The organism is Nostoc sp. DedQUE04 (assembly GCF_034530995.1).
Classification (GTDB): domain Bacteria; phylum Cyanobacteriota; class Cyanobacteriia; order Cyanobacteriales; family Nostocaceae; genus Nostoc.
Genome location: NZ_JAVRCA010000062.1, coordinates 34,274 through 52,088, shown reverse-complemented (window position 1 = coordinate 52,088; position 17,815 = coordinate 34,274). Strand labels below are relative to the sequence as shown.

General features: G+C 41.8%; 9 protein-coding genes and 1 pseudogene. 6 read left to right on the top strand and 4 right to left on the bottom strand.

The features are described from left to right. Positions 1–117 precede the first annotated feature (117 nt). Complete coding sequence (locus RM049_RS30775; protein ID WP_322671706.1) at positions 118–1,215, bottom strand: HAMP domain-containing sensor histidine kinase; 1,098 nt, start codon at positions 1,213–1,215, stop codon at positions 118–120. A gap of 652 nt (positions 1,216–1,867) precedes the next feature. On the opposite strand from RM049_RS30775, the gene kdpA reads away from it, so the two are divergent. From kdpA to RM049_RS30755, 4 genes are all read left to right on the top strand, one after another. Beyond that, positions 1,868–3,553, top strand: coding sequence for a potassium-transporting ATPase subunit KdpA (gene kdpA / locus RM049_RS30770; RefSeq protein ID WP_322671648.1), 1,686 nt, complete (start codon positions 1,868–1,870; stop codon positions 3,551–3,553). A gap of 674 nt (positions 3,554–4,227) precedes the next feature. Next, entirely contained in the window at positions 4,228–6,333 is a 2,106-nt protein-coding gene (gene kdpB, locus RM049_RS30765) for a potassium-transporting ATPase subunit KdpB (RefSeq protein WP_322706861.1), read from the top strand. A 335-nt stretch (positions 6,334–6,668) separates the two neighbouring features. Then, the gene (kdpC, locus tag RM049_RS30760) at positions 6,669–7,271 is read left to right on the top strand and encodes a K(+)-transporting ATPase subunit C (protein WP_322706860.1); all 603 of its coding nucleotides are present in this window, start codon (positions 6,669–6,671) and stop codon (positions 7,269–7,271) included. A gap of 149 nt (positions 7,272–7,420) precedes the next feature. Then, positions 7,421–8,569: a universal stress protein gene (locus RM049_RS30755; protein ID WP_322686228.1), complete on the top strand. Its 1,149-nt coding sequence runs from the start codon at positions 7,421–7,423 to the stop codon at positions 8,567–8,569. A gap of 4 nt (positions 8,570–8,573) precedes the next feature. On the opposite strand, the gene RM049_RS30750 is transcribed toward RM049_RS30755, so the two are convergent. Together RM049_RS30750 and RM049_RS30745 are read right to left on the bottom strand one after the other, a co-directional pair. Further along, positions 8,574–10,070 carry a carotenoid oxygenase family protein gene (locus tag RM049_RS30750; protein ID WP_322706859.1) on the bottom strand — a complete coding sequence of 499 codons (1,497 nt, stop codon included), beginning with the start codon at positions 10,068–10,070 and terminating at the stop codon, positions 8,574–8,576. Between the two features lie 130 nt (positions 10,071–10,200). Continuing rightward, the gene (locus tag RM049_RS30745) at positions 10,201–11,616 is read right to left on the bottom strand and encodes a folate/biopterin family MFS transporter (RefSeq protein ID WP_322688712.1); all 1,416 of its coding nucleotides are present in this window, start codon (positions 11,614–11,616) and stop codon (positions 10,201–10,203) included. A gap of 303 nt (positions 11,617–11,919) precedes the next feature. Between RM049_RS30745 and RM049_RS39425 the strand changes: the two are divergent. Beyond that, a pseudogene (locus tag RM049_RS39425) lies at positions 11,920–12,163 on the top strand (hypothetical protein); the annotation flags it as partial. A gap of 251 nt (positions 12,164–12,414) precedes the next feature. Here RM049_RS39425 and RM049_RS30740 read toward each other — a convergent pair. Beyond that, positions 12,415–12,780: a hypothetical protein gene (locus tag RM049_RS30740; RefSeq protein ID WP_322706858.1), complete on the bottom strand. Its 366-nt coding sequence runs from the start codon at positions 12,778–12,780 to the stop codon at positions 12,415–12,417. 1,966 nt (positions 12,781–14,746) lie between these two features. Between RM049_RS30740 and RM049_RS30735 the strand changes: the two genes are divergently transcribed. Next, the gene (locus RM049_RS30735) at positions 14,747–17,554 is read left to right on the top strand and encodes a calcium-binding protein (protein ID WP_322706857.1); all 2,808 of its coding nucleotides are present in this window, start codon (positions 14,747–14,749) and stop codon (positions 17,552–17,554) included. Positions 17,555–17,815 lie beyond the last annotated feature (261 nt).

Below are 17,815 nucleotides of genomic sequence, written 5' to 3'. Positions count from 1 at the left end.
GTCATTTGTCATTTGTCATTTGTCATTTGTCATTTGTCATTTGTCATTTGTCATTGGTCATTAATTATCCTCCCCTGCCCCCTGCCCCCCCTGCCCCCCTGCCCTCCTGCCCACTCCTCATCTCCCCGGTGGCGGACAAGCTGGGAGTCGGAAACCAAACAGTGCGCCGCGTGGTGAGCGATTCTCTGCCCAAATTGTACCCCCATGAGCAGTAATAATTTGCCTGGTCAAATAAAGTCCTAGCCCAGAGCCGGTGACGTGACGATCGCTATTTCCTTGATAAAATCTCTCAAATAAGTGAGGTAACTCTTTTTCGGTAATCCCGGAACCAGTATCGAGTATTTTTACCACTTGATCGCTAGAATAACCTTCAAATACTACTTCCACTTTACCGCCACGAGGGGTATGGTTAATGCCATTGCTCAGGAGATTGCTGAAGACTCGCCCAAGTTGCAAAGAATCGCCATTTACCCAGAGAAAGCTGCGAAAATCTGATTCGCCATAGTGCAGAGAAATATAAACCTGGCGTGTTTTCGCTAGTTCTGTTAGAGTAGCAACGATTTCTTCCGCTATTGTCACCAAGTTAACTGGTGATATCTGTAGTTTCAGTCCTTCGGCATCATTGCGGTACACATCTAAAAGCGTTTGGACTAATTGCAGTGTACTCTGATGACTGCGAGCCATTGTTTGTAATACTTTTGCTTGCATGGGCGTGATTTTACCGAATTGCTCATTTTGAAAATATTTCAGCGTTTCAATTGCTCCTAATAAAGGTGTTTTCAAATCATGGGTTAGGGTAGAAACAAAATCTTCACGCATGATCGCTAGTTGTTCTTGGGAGCGTAATTGTGCTTGGGTATAAGCGATCGCTTCTTCATTGCGGTGGTTGCGATCGCTTAACCAACCCGTTACCATCAACGCCAACACTGCAATCAGCCTATTTGCCAATGTTGAGAGATAAAGTATTTCTCTTCCGGGAACAAGCAGGTCTAATAATGTTAATCCTGTAGCTGCAAGAGTGATCCCCAACACAGCACCCCGATTCAATCGTGAATTTGCTAACAAAATCGTCCCTGTGTAAAGGTAGCCAAATACGTACTCAGGTGGTGTTGAAAATTCCAACACTATCACGATCGCAAAGGCGATCGCTATTAGCCCATAAGTCTTTCCCCGCTCATTTATCGCTTCTTTCATAGTCAATAATCGACTTAACATCGTCATTTATGATTTACTAAAAAATTTTGATTTTCCAATCTGTATAACTATTTAATTGACCAATTATGAGTTATCTGCAATCTATATCTGCAAATGCCAACTTAAGAATTAACCCGAAAATTACGATTCTCCAAATGCAATAAAGAAGACTGGATAATGGAAACTGGGTAGTTGCCCACAAGAAGCGGCGTCTCTACCACTATCTTCCAAAACCCTAATCCCATTAAGAAAATACTTTATGATATTTATATTCTTTGAAAGTAGCAAACTTGCAAAATGTATTGTATAAACAAATAGTCCTAAGTAGTGAGATAAATAAATTAAGAGTCAAAATTAAATATTCTTAACGAAAACTTTAATAAGTATCTAGAAAATAGTCATAACTGAAAATATTCAGGAGTTATCTTAGCCGTAGTGGTACGTTCAGCCAGTATTGAGTAACAAGTTATGAGTAAAAATTAGTACTTATGAATCTTACTACTCTCAGCCGAGGCACTTAATACTCGGAACTGATTTGATGCTGAGTGCAATTATTGCTTTTTGTACTCAGTACTGTTTAGGAAAATCCCTTGAAATCAAATACTCCTACAGTTAATCTATTATTTCTAAGAATTGGCTTGCTACTACTTAAATTTAATTTAGCGCGAAATATATGGGACAAGGTTTTTTGCAAATTGGCTTAACGCTATGTATTGTCATAGCAATCACTCCATTATTCGGAAAATACATAGCTCGTGTCTTTTTGGGAGAAAAAACACTGCTTGATTTTTTAATGAACCCCATAGAGCGGAGTATGTTCGTATTTGCGGGTGTTCGGAGAAAAGATGACATGACGGTTTGGCAGTATATCCGGGCCATACTCTGTTTTAATTTGATTATGGGTATTTCAGTGTATTTCTTGATCTATTTTCAGAGACTCTTACCCTGGAATCTAAACGGCTTCGGTTCGCCCAGATGGGATGTATTGCTGCATACAACGATTTCATTTGTAACGAATACTGACCAACAACACTATGTAGGTGAGACAACCTTAAGCTATTTTAGCCAGGTAGCAGCTTTAGGCTTTTTGATGTTCACCTCCGCAGCCACAGGTTTAGCTGTGGGAATTGCCTTTATTCGCGGGTTAACGGGTAAAAGATTGGGAAACTTTTACGTCGATCTCGTCCGTGGAATTACGCGAATATTGCTGCCGATTTCAATTATTGGCGCGATCGCCTTACTTATAACAGGTGTACCACAAACATTAGCTGGAACTATGGATGTGCAAACCTTAGAAGGCGGGACGCAATATCTGGCCAGAGGCCCGGTGGCATCCTTTGAAATGATCAAACTTTTGGGCGAGAACGGCGGCGGCTTTTTTGGCGTCAACTCAGCACATCCCTTTGAAAATCCCAATGGCGCTTCTAACTTGATAGAAATGCTCGCCATGATTTCTATACCAGCAGCCTTAATTTACACCTACGGTATATTTGCCAATAATATCAAACAAGCTTGGCTACTTTTTTGGATGGTGTTCGTGATTTTTGTGATTCTCGTGGGAGTTACAGCCGTAGGAGAACTGCAAGGTAATCCCCTGGTTAATACCGCCTTTGGATTAGAACAGCCGAATTTAGAGGGGAAAGAAGTTCGATTTGGTTGGGCACAAACAGCATTTTGGGCAGTGATGACTACTGCTACTATGTCTGGTGCTGTGAACGGGATGCACGATTCTTTGATGCCGCAAGGAATATTTTCGACTCTCTTCAACTTATTTATCCAGGTTATCTGGGGTGGTCAAGGAACTGGAACAGCTTACTTATTTATTTACTTAATTCTCACAGTGTTCCTGACTGGATTAATGGCAGGACGTACTCCAGAGTTTTTAGGACGCAAAATTGAAAAAAGGGAAATCGTTCTCGCTAGCGTAGTGCTGTTGATTCACCCAATTCTAGTTTTGATTCCCAGTGCGATCGCTTTGGCTTATCCCATCTCCCTATCTGGAATTAGCAACGCTGGCTATCACGGTATTTCTCAAGTAGTTTATGAATATGCCTCAGCAGCAGCAAATAATGGTTCGGGCTTAGAGGGTTTGGGGGATAACACCCTGTGGTGGAACTTGAGTACAATAGTTAGCCTAATCGGAGGACGTTACATTCCGATGATTGCTATCTTGCTGCTAGCTGACGGGATGTCTCGCAAACAACCAGTAGAAGAAACTCCTGCTACCCTAAGAACTGATTCTTTGGTATTTACTAGTATCACAGCTGGAGTAACGCTGGTTTTGGGAGTATTAACTTTCTTTCCCGTTCTGGCTTTAGGCCCCATAGCTGAGGGTTTAAAACTAGCATCTGGCAGTTAGAAAAGTTATGAGTTATAAGTTTGAAATTAAGAAGATATCAAAAAGTAATTCAGGAGGCAGGAGGAAGGAGTAACCCAGACTTAAAAGTGTGAGATTTAAGCAAGAAAGGTTATATAGCTATAGTCAGATATGATGTTAGAACAGTGTTGATTGCTCAAAGCCTGGAAGCAACTAGTAGTCTGCCAAGCCAAAAATGTGCTTGTGAGGGCTGGGTAAGGGGTAAAGGGGAAAGGGTAAGGGCAGGACTTACGCACTGAAGCCTGAAACCTAGATCCCCCCTAGCCCCCCTTAAAAAGGGGGGAACTTCTAAAGCCCCCTTTTTAAGGGGGTTGGGGGATCTGAGTGCGTAAGTCCTGAAGGGATTTAAAACCTTTCTCCCTTTACCCCGCCAAGTTCACGAGAGCGAACTACTAGGTTTACTCAGCACGGGATCAACGCCGAGCTAACAGCACTCAGCTATATCTTGCACTATGCGTCTCGTACCAGTATCTTATTTTTAACTGGGTAATTACTCAGAACTAAAGTTTTCATTCATACTTATTTCCTCCTGGCTCCTGCCGTTATCTTATAAATTATTCGGTTTCGTAGGATGCGTTACTAACGCATCCTACAGGTTGGATATTTTTTTATTAGAAGTTCCTATAACTCCTAACTTCTCACTGCTAACTTTATTTATGAATCAAGTGGCAACTAACTTCAAAGCTAGACGCCCAAGTTCTCGTTCTGGCGATCGCCGCCAAAAACGTAAAAAGACTAGGGCAAATAATAAGTGGCTGTACTTAAGAGCAATTAGAGATGCTTTTGTCAAGCTCAACCCTAAGTATGCAATCAAAAATCCAGTAATCTTTGTGGTTTGGGTAGGGACAATCATCATCCTATTGCTAACGATCGATCCCAACCTATTTGGCCCAACTCTTCAAAAGAACCCACAAGGTTTCAACGCCTTGTTATCGGGGATTTTATTCTTTACAGTTTGGTTTGCCAATTTTGCCGAAGCAGTGGCAGAAGGGCGGGGTAAAGCCCAAGCCGATGCCTTGCGGTTAACAAAGTTAGAGGCGATCGCTAAAAAACTTGCTGCCGATGGCACACTTAGCGAAGTTTCATCCACCAGCCTTAAACAGGGCGATACCATCTACGTCGTTGCTGGCGATATCATCCCCGCCGATGGTGAAGTAATCATGGGTGTTGCCTCAGTGGATGAATCGGCAATTACTGGAGAATCTGCACCAGTATTAAAAGAATCAGGCTCCGATGTTGCCAGTTCCGTCACTGGTGGAACGCGGATTATCTCAGATGAACTAATTATCCGTATAACTACTGACCCAGGTAAAGGCTTTATTGACCGGATGATTGCCTTGGTAGAAGGGGCAGAACGCAGTAAAACACCCAATGAAATTGCCATCACGGTATTGTTAGCAGTTCTCAGCTTAGTGTTTTTGTTAGTCGTAGTCACCTTGCCTGCACTTGCTTACTATGTCAACAGTCCAGTTAACGTCCCAATTTTAATTGCCCTATTAGTAGCGTTAATTCCTACCACCATTGGCGGCTTACTAAGTACCATCGGTATTGCTGGTATGGATCGAGTTGCCCAATTTAACGTCATTGCCACATCAGGACGAGCAGTCGAAGCCTGTGGTGATATTAATACTTTACTTCTCGACAAAACAGGTACAATTACCCTCGGCAACCGTCTGGCGGAAGAGTTTATTCCCCTCAACGGTCATTCAATGTCAGAAATTGCTAATGTTGCTTGGGCGGCTAGTGTCTTTGACAATACACCAGAAGGAAAATCCATTGTCCGACTAGCAGAACAGTTAGGCGCACGGTTTGATTTTGATTCCACTCAGGCAGAAGGAATCAGTTTTTCTGCCAAAACTCGGATGAGTGGCACGAATTTACCTGGTGGGTATGAGGCCAGAAAGGGAGCAGTAGAAGCCATTAAAGGATTTGTCCGTTCCCGCAACGGACGCGATACGCCAGAATTGGATGCTGCCTACGAACGAGTTTCCCGCTTGGGAGGTACACCCCTAGCAGTTAGCTTAGATAACGAAATTTATGGGATTGTTTATCTCAAAGATATAGTTAAACCTGGTATCCGCGATCGCTTTCTTGCACTGCGACGGATGGGAGTACGTACCATTATGCTAACTGGAGACAACCGAATTACCGCTTCTGTCATTGCTAAAGAAGCTGGGGTTGATGACTTCATTGCCGAAGCCACACCAGAAGACAAAATCAGTATCATTAAACAGGAACAAGCAGCAGGCAAACTGGTTGCCATGACGGGAGATGGAACTAATGATGCACCAGCATTAGCCCAAGCTAACGTCGGCGTGGCGATGAATACAGGAACGCAAGCTGCAAAAGAAGCCGCTAACATGGTCGATTTGGACTCCGATCCTACAAAGCTACTCGATATCATTGGTATTGGTAAGCAATTGTTGATTACTCGCGGGGCATTGACGACATTTTCCATCGCTAATGATATTGCTAAATACTTTGCAATTATTCCAGTGATATTTGTCGCTGCTAATTTGCAAAGCCTGAATATTATGAATTTGACTAGCCCTAAATCTGCTGTACTCTCAGCATTGATTTATAATGCTTTGATTATTCCTGCTTTGATTCCCTTGGCATTAAAGGGTGTGAGGTTTAGACCGCTGACAGCTAATCAGTTACTCCAACGCAATATCTTAATTTACGGCTTAGGTGGCGTGATTGCGCCGTTTATTGCAATTAAGTTGATCGATGTACTGATTACACTTGTAGGTTTGGCTTAAGGATAGCAAAAGTAGAGACGCTGAGAAACGATCGCATCTTGACCAAAGTAAAATAATAAACATTTTTACTTTTACCTGTTGATAGGAGGGACAAGAAGAATATGAATAAATATCGTTTTCATTCAGCACTGCTTTGGCGATATCCTTTGTTTAGTCGCAATGGCATAAACAACATCTACCACTCGCTATTTTCATCTTGCTGTGCTTGAATGTGGTAACTGCCCCAGTTGTTTATGCTGTTGCTAACAGCATCTTGTAACATCCTGCTAGGTGGGCAAAAGAATTAAAAATTAAAAATTAAAAATTAAATTATAGGCGCAATTGGAAAACTTTTTATGGCTATTATTCGAGAAACTATCAGAGCAATTTTTATAACTCTAATGCTTTGGTTGTTGACTGCAATCATCTATCCGCTGATAATTCTTGTAGTGGGTCAAGTTTTTTTGCCCTATCAAGCGAATGGCAGTATCGTGCGGAATCTGAGTAATGAACCAATTGGTTCGGCTTTAATCGGTCAGGTATTCACATCTGAGCGATATTTCCATTCTCGTCCTAGTACTGTTAGATATAGTCAAGGAAAAAAAGCCAAGCCAACTGGCATATCTGGAGCTAGCAATCTCGCTGCCAGCAATCCAGAATTACTTAAGCGGATTTTAGAAGAGGCAGATAAATTGCGAGAGGAAAATCTTCAACCGATAGCTGATATAATTTATACCTCTGGTTCGGGTTTAGATCCGCATATTTCCTTTAAAGCAGCACGGCAGCAATTGACGCGGGTTGCTGGTGCGCGGGGAGTAAAAGAAGATGAGATTTTACGTTTAATTAATAAGTATACTGATGACAGATTTTTATGGATTTTTGGCGAACCAGGAGTCAATGTTCTGCGATTGAATTATGCTCTTGACTTGCAAGATATTAATCGTCAGCAAAATCAGTAAATGGGCATGGGGCATGGGGAAAGCGCTGTTTTCGTTTCCGATGAAGTAGGAGTACTAAGTAAGTGGGCGGGAATAAACCAAATTATGCTACGAAACGAAAATAGGCTTAAAATCCTTACCAATGACAAATGACCAATGACAAAGGACAAATGACCAATACTGGTTCGGCTGGGAATGCGCCTTTAAATTCTGCAAGTTACTCGCTTTATCCGGCACGACGGCGGGGTAAGCATAAAATCTTTATTGGTATGGCTCCTGGAGTAGGCAAAACCTACCGAATGTTGGAAGAGGGACACGCACTCAAACAAGAAGGAATTGATGTTGTCGTTGGGCTTTTGGAAACCCACGGACGCAAGGAGACGGCTGAAAAGGCAGAGGGACTGGAAATTATACCCCGTAAGCAATATCCTCGCGGTGAGTTGACGCTAACGGATATGGATACAGATGCTATTTTAAAGCGATCGCCACAATTAGTTTTAATCGATGAACTTGCCCATACCAATGTCCCTGGTTCTGCACGTGAAAAGCGCTACGAAGATGTCGAAGTAGTTTTGACAGCTGGGATTGATGTCTACTCCACCATGAATGTGCAACATTTGGAAAGTCTCAACGACCTAGTAGCCAGAATTACAGGTGTGGTAGTCCGGGAGCGGGTTCCTGACAGGATTATGGATGAAGCAGATGAAATAGTGGTAGTGGATGTCACACCAGAGACACTGCAAGAACGGTTATTAGAAGGGAAGATTTACGCACAGCCAAAAATCCAACAATCCCTCGATAATTTTTTCCAACGCCGTAACCTGATTGCTTTGCGGGAGTTGGCTTTGCGGGAAGTGGCAGACAACGTGGAAGAAAATGCGATCGCCTCTACTCCCAACGGACAATTTTGTAATATTCACGAGCGGGTTTTGGTGTGTGTATCCACTTATCCCAACTCAGTGCAATTGTTACGTCGGGGTGCGAGGTTGGCTAACTATATGAACGCGCCGCTTTATACCTTGTTTGTTGCCGATCCAGAACGCTTCCTCACTAAGGAGGAAAGCTTGCATATCCACACTTGTGAGAAACTTTGTAAAGAATTTGAAGGTACTTTTCTTCGTGTTACCAACAGTAATATAGCTAATGCGATCGCCCAAGTCGCCGAGAGACACCGGATTACTCAAATTGTAATCGGTGAAAGTCAGCGATCGCGCTGGCAAATGCTCCTCAAAGGATCTTTGACGCAAAAATTGGTGCGCTTGCTCAAAAATATAGATTTGCATATTATTGCCAGCGAAAAAATGGTTTCACCCAAATAGGGGATCAAATTTCCCCAAAAACCTCAGAAGTAAAGCTTCCATGCAGACCATAGGGGATATGATGCTTCAGATGTAACCGTGCAATTACTCCTTTAGAGAAATCACTAGCATCCAAAATTACCAAATCTGAGCGGTGATGAGCAGCATCATAAACCAAAGCTAATATCCAACCATCATCTTCCTTTTCGGAATTTGGGCGCGGGACAAAAATTGGTTCACCTACAAAACCACGGGGTGCAGCACTCCAAAATTGTCTTTCTCCAGACTCTAAATCAATTTTCAACAATGCTTGTAAGGGAGCATTACCAGTTTCTGCATGAGCCGCACCTATATATAGATATCGATAAGGGCGTCCCACATTCGCCGGATGTATACTGGGAAATTCACAACATCGGCTCTCAATCAATTCCCGCCGTACTATCCCATCCTTTAAATTCAGAGAAAATCGCCAAAGTTGCCCAGGTGAAGAAGCTTCAAAATCAACTTGTCGAAAATCACTGTTGGGTTCCACTTCTGGCAAATTTTGGTAACAAATGGAGTCAATCAAAACTTCTCCTCCTACCTCAAAAGCATTAACGTGGTGGAAGACAAAACCCGACTGAGTTTCCAGAAATTTTATCTCTTCTTCCCCTGCTTTGGGGAAGCGGGGAATAATTAGAATTTGAGTTGGCTGATTTGGCTGAAATTTGATACATTCTCCTGCCGCACGTATTCCCAAAGCGAAAGGTATGGGATTAAATTTAACAGGATTTTGAAAGAAGATGCAGTAATTGGGAGTAATGACAAAATCGTGAATGAAACAGAAACCTGGAACCTTATGAGCGTGCTGTCTGACAATTTCACCCGTTGGGTTTAGCTCAAAAATAGTAATTGTGGTAGATAATCCTGGCTTAATCGAGAAGTTGACTAGGCAAGGTGCGCCCCCATCTTGCTCACAATTATTTTCCAAGCGGGGATGTGCAGCGAAAGCTTCACCTGCTGACAAAGCACCATTAAAATATTCATTTCCTAGTGTTTCAAGAGTATAAGGATCGAGACGATATGCTTCAGCCGCTTCCCACATTGCTAGCAGTTTACCGCCCCAATAGATAACATTTGTATTGGCGATATTTTTGAGTTTAAAGTTAAAAATATTAGCTAACCAACCACCAGGTTTTTGAGTACCAAAAGTACCGCGATAGAGAATTTTTCCCGCCTTTTGCTCTGCCAAATAGCCACTTGTGCGGACAAAGCGATTGCGAAAATGAGCGCGATCGTTTGTAAAGGTAATTTTGCTAATCATTCCATCCCCATCAAACGGGTGATGAAGAGGTTGTCCATTCACATCCAGCAAACCGGGGCCATTTCTAAACAGCGTACCTTGTAACTCTCTGGGAATTTGCCCTTCTATATCATCAATCCAATAATCAAACTCTTCGGTGAGAGATTGATATCCTCCTTGCCAGTCTGCACGGGTGTAGGATTTTTCTGTAACTGAGGTTTCTTGACTTTTCAAACGCATATACTTGGTTTTTTCTGGTTATTTTGGACGAAAATATGTAGCCGCTAATAGTTTTTTTGCGGCTTCACTATGCCAGTTGCTAACACGGCAAGGCAGCGCAATGGCTTGAATTGGCGTGAGATTTATTACACTATTCGACTATTTCTGACTTTGGTTCTCTCAGTACCAACTCAGACATCAAATCTGGCAAAAACGCTTGTTCCTTATCTTTGAGTGTCTCAGTTTGCTCTTCAGCAGCAGGTAGCCATTTGATAAATGGTAAGGGTAACAGCGTGCTGAGGTTAGTAATTAACACCAAGAGCCAAAGTGACTCAAAGTTTGTTGCGGTGATCCCCAGCCAATAGGTGATTAATGCTCCGATTGCATGGGAAACCGTTCCGGCTGAATTATAGACTGACATTAACAAGGCAAATAATGTCGCTTCCACACCAGAAGGACAAAGCCTTGCTGCTAGCACCATCACTTGCATAAAGGCAATTTTCCCCATCACAGTCAAAATCAGGCTATCACCCAAACTAAACCAGTGGTCATCTATACCTAATAGCCTGTTTGTGTGAGTTACCAACAACAGCATCGTCATCCCCAAAAGTGACGAAAGCACAGTACTCCAAGCAAAAATCACGCGAAAAGGGATGCTTTTGAGGAAACGTTGAAAAATCCAAACACCTGCCAAAGAAGCGAAACTTCCCACCAAGTTTACTCGCCCCAAAAATTCTGGTTCAAAGTGGAGTTCGTTGGTAGCGAAGTAGAAAAAGGCTGAGTCAGCATTTGGGGTAGCTTGCCAAATGAAGATAAACGCCGTTGGTAGCCAAATTGTTTTTTGGCTAATGGCTTGGCGTAGCTGTTCCAGTTGATGTTTGATTGGTACAGAGTTAGTCTGATTACTATCTTCAGGATCTTTGCTAACGGGGGACTCAGCAATTAACCAAGCCACCCCTGAAACGATCAGCGGAAATAAAGCGGTAATCCCAAAGACGGTACGGGTAGTAAAGTATTGAAGTAGTAGACCGCTACAGTAGGCTGTTATTAAACCTCCGATCGCAGAAGCACCCCAACAGAGAGATTGTAATGAACCGGCTTTTGCTTGCGATTCGCCTCTGGCTCGTTCCACAACCAACGAGTCAACGATGACATCACTCATGGCGACACTAAGAGAACCAAGAGCGATCGCTAAGGTAGCTGCCCAGCTAGTATGAACTATTGTGGCCAGACTCATCCAAGAAGCAGTTCCCAGTATCCCGGATAAAATTAAGTAAGGACGGCGACGATAGCCAAATATAGGCAAGCCATCAGAGATGAAACCAAACACCGGCTTGATCATCCAAGGTAGGAAGACAATTCCCAATAGCGCCGATACCTGGACTGGACTCAGGAGTAGTTCATCTTTGAGAAAAAAGCTAACGGCTAGACGCGATAGCCCTAAAATTCCTTGGACAAAGTAAACGGTGAGAATTGCAATTAACTCTGCATTAGGTTCATTACCCAAGAAGAGTTTTTGTGTTATTGAGTCTTTGACCTTGGACAAGCCAGATGATTGATCTACCATTCGATAAATATTTTTTAAATTTTGTTTACTTGTCTATCATATCGATTCTTAAGAGGTGGGTTTTTTCTCACCTTTTCCTTTGGTTTCTTCTTTGAGTATTATTTAAGGCTTTACTAACAACTTTTCTTTCTTATAGCAAGATGTTCTCGTTTCTGAACGGCTATTCGCCTTTGAATTTGGGACATCAAATACAGTTCTATCTACTGCGATAATTTGCTCTAGTTGCTTGTATGAAAAAACACATACAAACTGATGTTACTGGTTTGAGAACAATAAATTTAGAAATCACCAGGGTTTAGCAGTATGGTCAGTATTCCTGGATACGACATAAGTAAAGAAATCTACAATGGTTCCAGAACTCTAGTTTATTGGGGGTACTGAGAAACTGACTCATTACCTGTAGTAATATAAACTGCTCAAAAATTCATATCCCAGTTTCAGCGATCTGTTGCAGTTTTGCAATCAGTACACAATTGCCAAAAATCTTAACTCAGCTGCGATCGTCCAAATCTACAGTCTGGAAGCGTATCAAAATGGTTATGCGTTACAAGGGTTTTTAACCCTCTGCGAAAGTAGGTTTTGATTGTGTAGGCGTGATTTCCAATCACTTAGGCAAGTAATAAATGAGACTTTTCAAACAACCTCTAATAGCAAGAATTGGTTGAAACGGACTAATAAAGTATTTTTAGTCCGTTTCAACCAATTCTTGCTATTAGCCTGAAAATAAATTTTCGGGCGGTTTTTAAGCTTTTGTAACAGCTTTTAAGATGGTGGTTCTACACATATTTACATCGGGAATTAGGAATACTTAACATCTAGAAAAGGCAGTTGCTTGGAACCATTAGCACCAATAACTTCAATACCTTGTTTGCCACGAATGCCGTCTACTGGCAGAGAAACTATATAAGGTGCGATCGCTGGTAGTCCAATTCCGGGCAAAGTACCAACGACCTCAACTCCCCAATATTCAGGTTGCTGGACGTATACAAGTGGCACAAGATTCACTTCCAAATTCAAGTATGGTTTCGTTCCACTGACAACTAAAATATATGTGTCACTTACTATACCAGGACGAATTTCTGCTTCTTCAAAGTCAATTAATCGAGATGACTCTGGTTTTGGTAAAGCTCGGAATTGACTAAGACTTTGCTCTAATGTACTCATTTTTTCTCCTTTAGAAGAACTATGTTGTTGAAGCAACTAATTAAGGAGATAACAAGATATTTTCAATCTTGTACCTTCAACTTTTTAGTTTCTTAGTTAATTCATCAAGCTAAAAAGCAAAGTTTATGCAATGCCAACTTATTCTTTACATTTATTTATCAAGCTCAGAAATTACCATACAAGGTGGTTAATCTAAAAGAATCCTTGCATTGACAGTGATCTACCATCGATCTCTTCGTTTGCGATCGCACGATCCTTGAAATCATCAGAGTTCCTGCATTATCCGAATAACGATCTCGAACAGTTCGCGTGCAGAGATACCATCGGGGGTGAATTATATGCAGCTTCACAAATAAACGGTATTACAGCAGTTTTCATGTATTTGAATCATATCTGTCATAGGGACGCAAGGCTTTGTACCCCTACCGCGTGGTCTATTTACCTGAAAATAGCTGTAAACAAAAAGCACATACTACGTTAAATCGATACACAAACAATTGTAAACGCATACAATACTGATTGTATGAAGAATTAATGAAGTGAAGAGGAATAAATTTATATATCTATAAGTACTATAGGACTCATATTTGATTTTTGAAAAAAACTCAGTACAGCTTTATTCCTTCTTCCCAGTCCCCAGTCCCCATTACCCCTTATCCCCAGAGGGGGCCCCACCATCCCCAGTCCCTAGTCCCTACGATTAACTCAGAAATCAAATCAGATTGCTATAGTTGACCTTTACTGTCATCTATATGAATACTATACTGATGCCAATTTAAAAAATTTTTGCTAATCAGAACGCACACTCGCACACTCTCTTAATATCTATATATTGATATTGCATTCTTTTTTCAAATTGGCATGGTTAAAGAAATCTACTATATTAATACGCCTTCATTTCCTGACTACTGTTTTTTTGAATAAAAATCTATTTTTGTCCAAAACTTCTAATATAATCGAGTTTCAGATTCACCGTCCTCAGTAGTTTCTTGGCTATGGTTAGGACGGGCTACGCCTACGCTACGAGAGTATGTTTGGTGGAGGTTATTCTTAAGTAGCTCTTGATAATATGGCAATCCTTTGGAGCGATCGCTTTCAACTCCTGTAACTTATCGTCACAACCTCACAGTATAACCCCAGATTTCAAAAACTCTTACAGCTTGCTTGTTTACTAAGGGCAACGACACGCTACACGAGCAAATAAAACAACTGTTTAGCTGCTGTTTAGCTGCTGTATTCTGGATTATTAGTGGTTTTCAGACATGAAGAATATATAAAGATAAGTACTGAGATTATACCGATCGGCAAATAATGTAAAGAGTATGCAAAGATATGTCTATAAGTGTGGACATCTCAGTAAATCTTCAGATATGGTTATCAAAGTGTTATTTAGATGTTCCCTATTTTTAAGCTACACACTTACGGGCAATAGCCCACAACAACTGCATAAAAATTATTTCCCTATCGAAAGTGAATTATTCTCTATATTTACCACAGTAGGGCTATGCTTTGAGAAGAAATATGAAGTGTGGGTTTTAGGTATTCAAGCTTGATTTTTCGACACTTTGTCAGTGATGGCTGGGTTGATCTGCGGATCGAGAATGATAAAAAAAGTGTGAAACCATCTGTTTTCCTAAATACACGCTCATAAATATGTACAATGCTAAGACTTAGATAGTCTTAACTAGCATTATTAACGGGTACGCAAATAACAAATGAAAAAGGAAGTAGGGAATAGGCAAAGAATTTAACTTTGAATCTCCTGCCTTTTTCAAATCAGTTAGATAAGTCCTACTTACAAGCTCATCAATAGGATAAATCTTCGAGAAAATGCTAACCCTCAAGGGTGGCATAACAGTATGTCGAAAGCGTCAACTCTCGGCGATTTCCGTGTGTCCTCAAACAACATTAACAACAAGTTAATAGCTGAAGTTACTCAAAATATCGATTCAGGAAGGTAAGAGTTATGGTGAATATCATTGGAACCAACGGTAAAGATACTCTATTGGGTACTCAGGACGCAGATACAATTAACGCTAAAGTGGGTGATGATATCATCGATGGCAAAAATGGCAACGACCTTTTAAGCGGTGATGCCGGAAATGATACCCTCATTGGTGGTTCAGGCAATGATACTCTCCTTGGTGGTACGGATAACGACTCCCTCCGTGGTGGTACAGGTAACGACTCTCTCCGTGGTGGTACTGGTAATAATCTGGTGCGGGGTGATGAGGGAAATGATACCCTTGATGCTTCCTATTCTTCTGGAAATAACATCCTCAGTGGAGATGCAGGAGATGACTACCTTGATATTAGCTATTCTGCTGGCAACAATACGGTTTCAGGCAAAGACGGCGATGATTCCTTTTACGCCGATGAAGTCCGGGGTAGAAACACTCTAAATGGAGGCGCTGGTAATGATGACTTCCATTTGTCCGCCTCAAAAACTTCCCCCTCTTCCTTAACGACTCAAAGTGTAAATGGAGAAACAGGTCAGGATTCTTTGTCTGTATATTACACACGTGCTACTAAAGGAATCACTTCGAGTTTCGATGCTGCTACTAACACTGGCTCAATTCAGGCTGGCACAAATCGGATTAACTACACCAATATCGAACAATTAGAAATTAGAGGTACAACCTACGCTGATTTTATTGTCGGAAGCAATGGCAACGATTTACTCTTCGGAGGCAGTAGTGGCAACGATTCAAATTATGGCAATGATACAATTTTTGGCGGTGAAGGTAACGATTACTTGAATGTTGATTATTCAACAAGCGATAACATCCTTAACGGTGGTGTTGGTAACGATCAATTCAGTGCTACCTCTTCAACAGGCGATAACATCCTCAATGGAGAAGATGGCAGTGATAATCTCTCTGCGTCTAAGACAGATGGCAATAACACCCTCAACGGTGGTGCTGGTGACGATCAATTAGATGCTAACTTTTCAACAGGCGATAACATCCTCAATGGAGGAGATGGCAATGATTCTCTTAGTGCCTCTCGCGAATACGACTATTCCGCCTCTTTTACCTCTGGTGATAACACACTCAATGGTGGTGCTGGTGACGATCAATTGAGTGTTAACTATTCAACGGGCGATAACATCCTCAATGGCGGGGATGGCAATGATTCTTTCTTTGCCTCTGGCTACTACGACGACAAAAAAGCCGAGGGTAGGTTTGGTAATAACATTTTCAATGGAGAGAATGGTAATGATTCCTTCTCTTTCGTCCTATATACTTCTCCACTTTCCTTAGCGACTCAAACAGTAGATGGGGGAACAGGTAACGATTTGTTAAGCGTTTCGTATATCTATCCTAGTGGGGGAATTACAACAACATTCAATGCTGCTACTAACACTGGCTCGATTAAGGCGGGCACGGATCTGATTAACTACAAGAATATCGAAGGATTACATATCTCAGGTACAGCCTACAATGACTTGATTGTGGGGAGTAATGGCAACGATACTATCTCGCTCTACGCCAATAGTAGCAATGATACTATCGATGGCGGAAAAGGTGATGATTTATTAGAAGGTTATTATTACAGTAATTCTAGCGGGGGTGAGGGAATCACTTCGACATTCAATGCTGTTACTAACACTGGCTCTATTACATCAGGCACGAATCAGGTTAGTTACAAGAATATCGAACGATTAAATATCTCAGGTACAGCCTACGATGATTTGATTGTCGGGGGCAATGGCAACGATACACTCACCGGAGGCGATCGCGGCAAAGATACTATAGATGGAGGGAAGGGTGATGATTTGTTGTCTTTCTATAACTATTCCATCGGCCAGGGAATCACTTCAACATTCAATACTGCTACTAATGCTGGTTCGATTACAGCAGGCCCGAATCAGGTGAGCTACAAGAATATCGAACAATTAAATATCTCAGGTACGAACTACGATGATTTGATTGTGGGGAGCAATGGCAACGATACCCTGGCTGGGGGACGTGGAAATAACACGATTCTCGGCGGTGCAGGTAAGGATTACTTGAGTGCTGACTATTCAAATGGGAATAATTCGCTCTCTGGTGGTGATGATAATGATTCTCTGAACGTCTCTGGCTCCTACGACGACTACCGAGGCGATTTTGATCTCGATGCAATCTCTGGTAAGAACACCCTCAATGGTGGCGCTGGTGACGATAACTTAGTTACTGACTATTCATCAGGCAATAACCTACTGAATGGGGGCGATGGCAATGATACTCTCACAGCTGCTGGTTCAGCCTCCTTATATTCCTCATACGGAGCTTATACTGTCTCTGGCAATAACACGCTCAATGGTGATGCTGGTGACGATCGCTTGATTGTTGACTATTCATCAGGCAATAATCTACTGGATGGAGGCGATGGCAATGATACTCTCACAGCCTCTGGCGCTTCTGGTAAGAATACTTTCAAAGGTGGCAAAGGTAATGATAACCTTTATGGAGGAGGTGGTACTGATACCTTTGTTTTCAATAGTTTCAGTGAAGGCATTGATAATATTTATAATTTCAACGCGACTAATGAACTGATTCAGGTATCGGCTGCTGGTTTTGGTGGCGGGTTATCATCAGGTTTACTCTCAGCTAGCTCTTTTACCCTTGGAACATCTGCAACAACCAGCAATCAGCGAGTTATCTATAACAACACTACAGGCGCACTATATTTTGACCAAGATGGTAGTGCGGGTGGATTTGCTCAGGTACAATTTGCACAACTATCTGGTGGAGTGTCACTAAGTCAAAATAACTTGGTAGTTGTTTAATCCTCAACCCCACAGTCAAATAGAAATCTTCAGAATGCGAGGTGCTTAATATAACGCCTTGCATTCGATTCATCAATGGAATTATTAAACCACGCGGCAGAATAATTATTCTAATCGGTGCAAATAGGGAGGCGAGGTGCTAGCGCCCCGCTTTGCTAAGGCGCTTCCTTCCGTGCAAAGAGCAAGCAATTGCCCATCTCTTTTAAGAGCGATCGCTTGTAAATTATTGAGAGACCAACAAAAAGCCTTAAATTGAATATA

Coding starts and splice junctions, on each gene's coding strand:
- RM049_RS30775 (WP_322671706.1), bottom strand. CDS start 1,215: ATGTTAAGTCGATTATTGACTATGAAAGAAGCGATAAATGAGCGGGGA.
- kdpA (WP_322671648.1), top strand. CDS start 1,868: ATGGGACAAGGTTTTTTGCAAATTGGCTTAACGCTATGTATTGTCATA.
- kdpB (WP_322706861.1), top strand. CDS start 4,228: ATGAATCAAGTGGCAACTAACTTCAAAGCTAGACGCCCAAGTTCTCGT.
- kdpC (WP_322706860.1), top strand. CDS start 6,669: ATGGCTATTATTCGAGAAACTATCAGAGCAATTTTTATAACTCTAATG.
- RM049_RS30755 (WP_322686228.1), top strand. CDS start 7,421: ATGACCAATACTGGTTCGGCTGGGAATGCGCCTTTAAATTCTGCAAGT.
- RM049_RS30750 (WP_322706859.1), bottom strand. CDS start 10,070: ATGCGTTTGAAAAGTCAAGAAACCTCAGTTACAGAAAAATCCTACACC.
- RM049_RS30745 (WP_322688712.1), bottom strand. CDS start 11,616: ATGGTAGATCAATCATCTGGCTTGTCCAAGGTCAAAGACTCAATAACA.
- RM049_RS30740 (WP_322706858.1), bottom strand. CDS start 12,780: ATGAGTACATTAGAGCAAAGTCTTAGTCAATTCCGAGCTTTACCAAAA.
- RM049_RS30735 (WP_322706857.1), top strand. CDS start 14,747: ATGGTGAATATCATTGGAACCAACGGTAAAGATACTCTATTGGGTACT.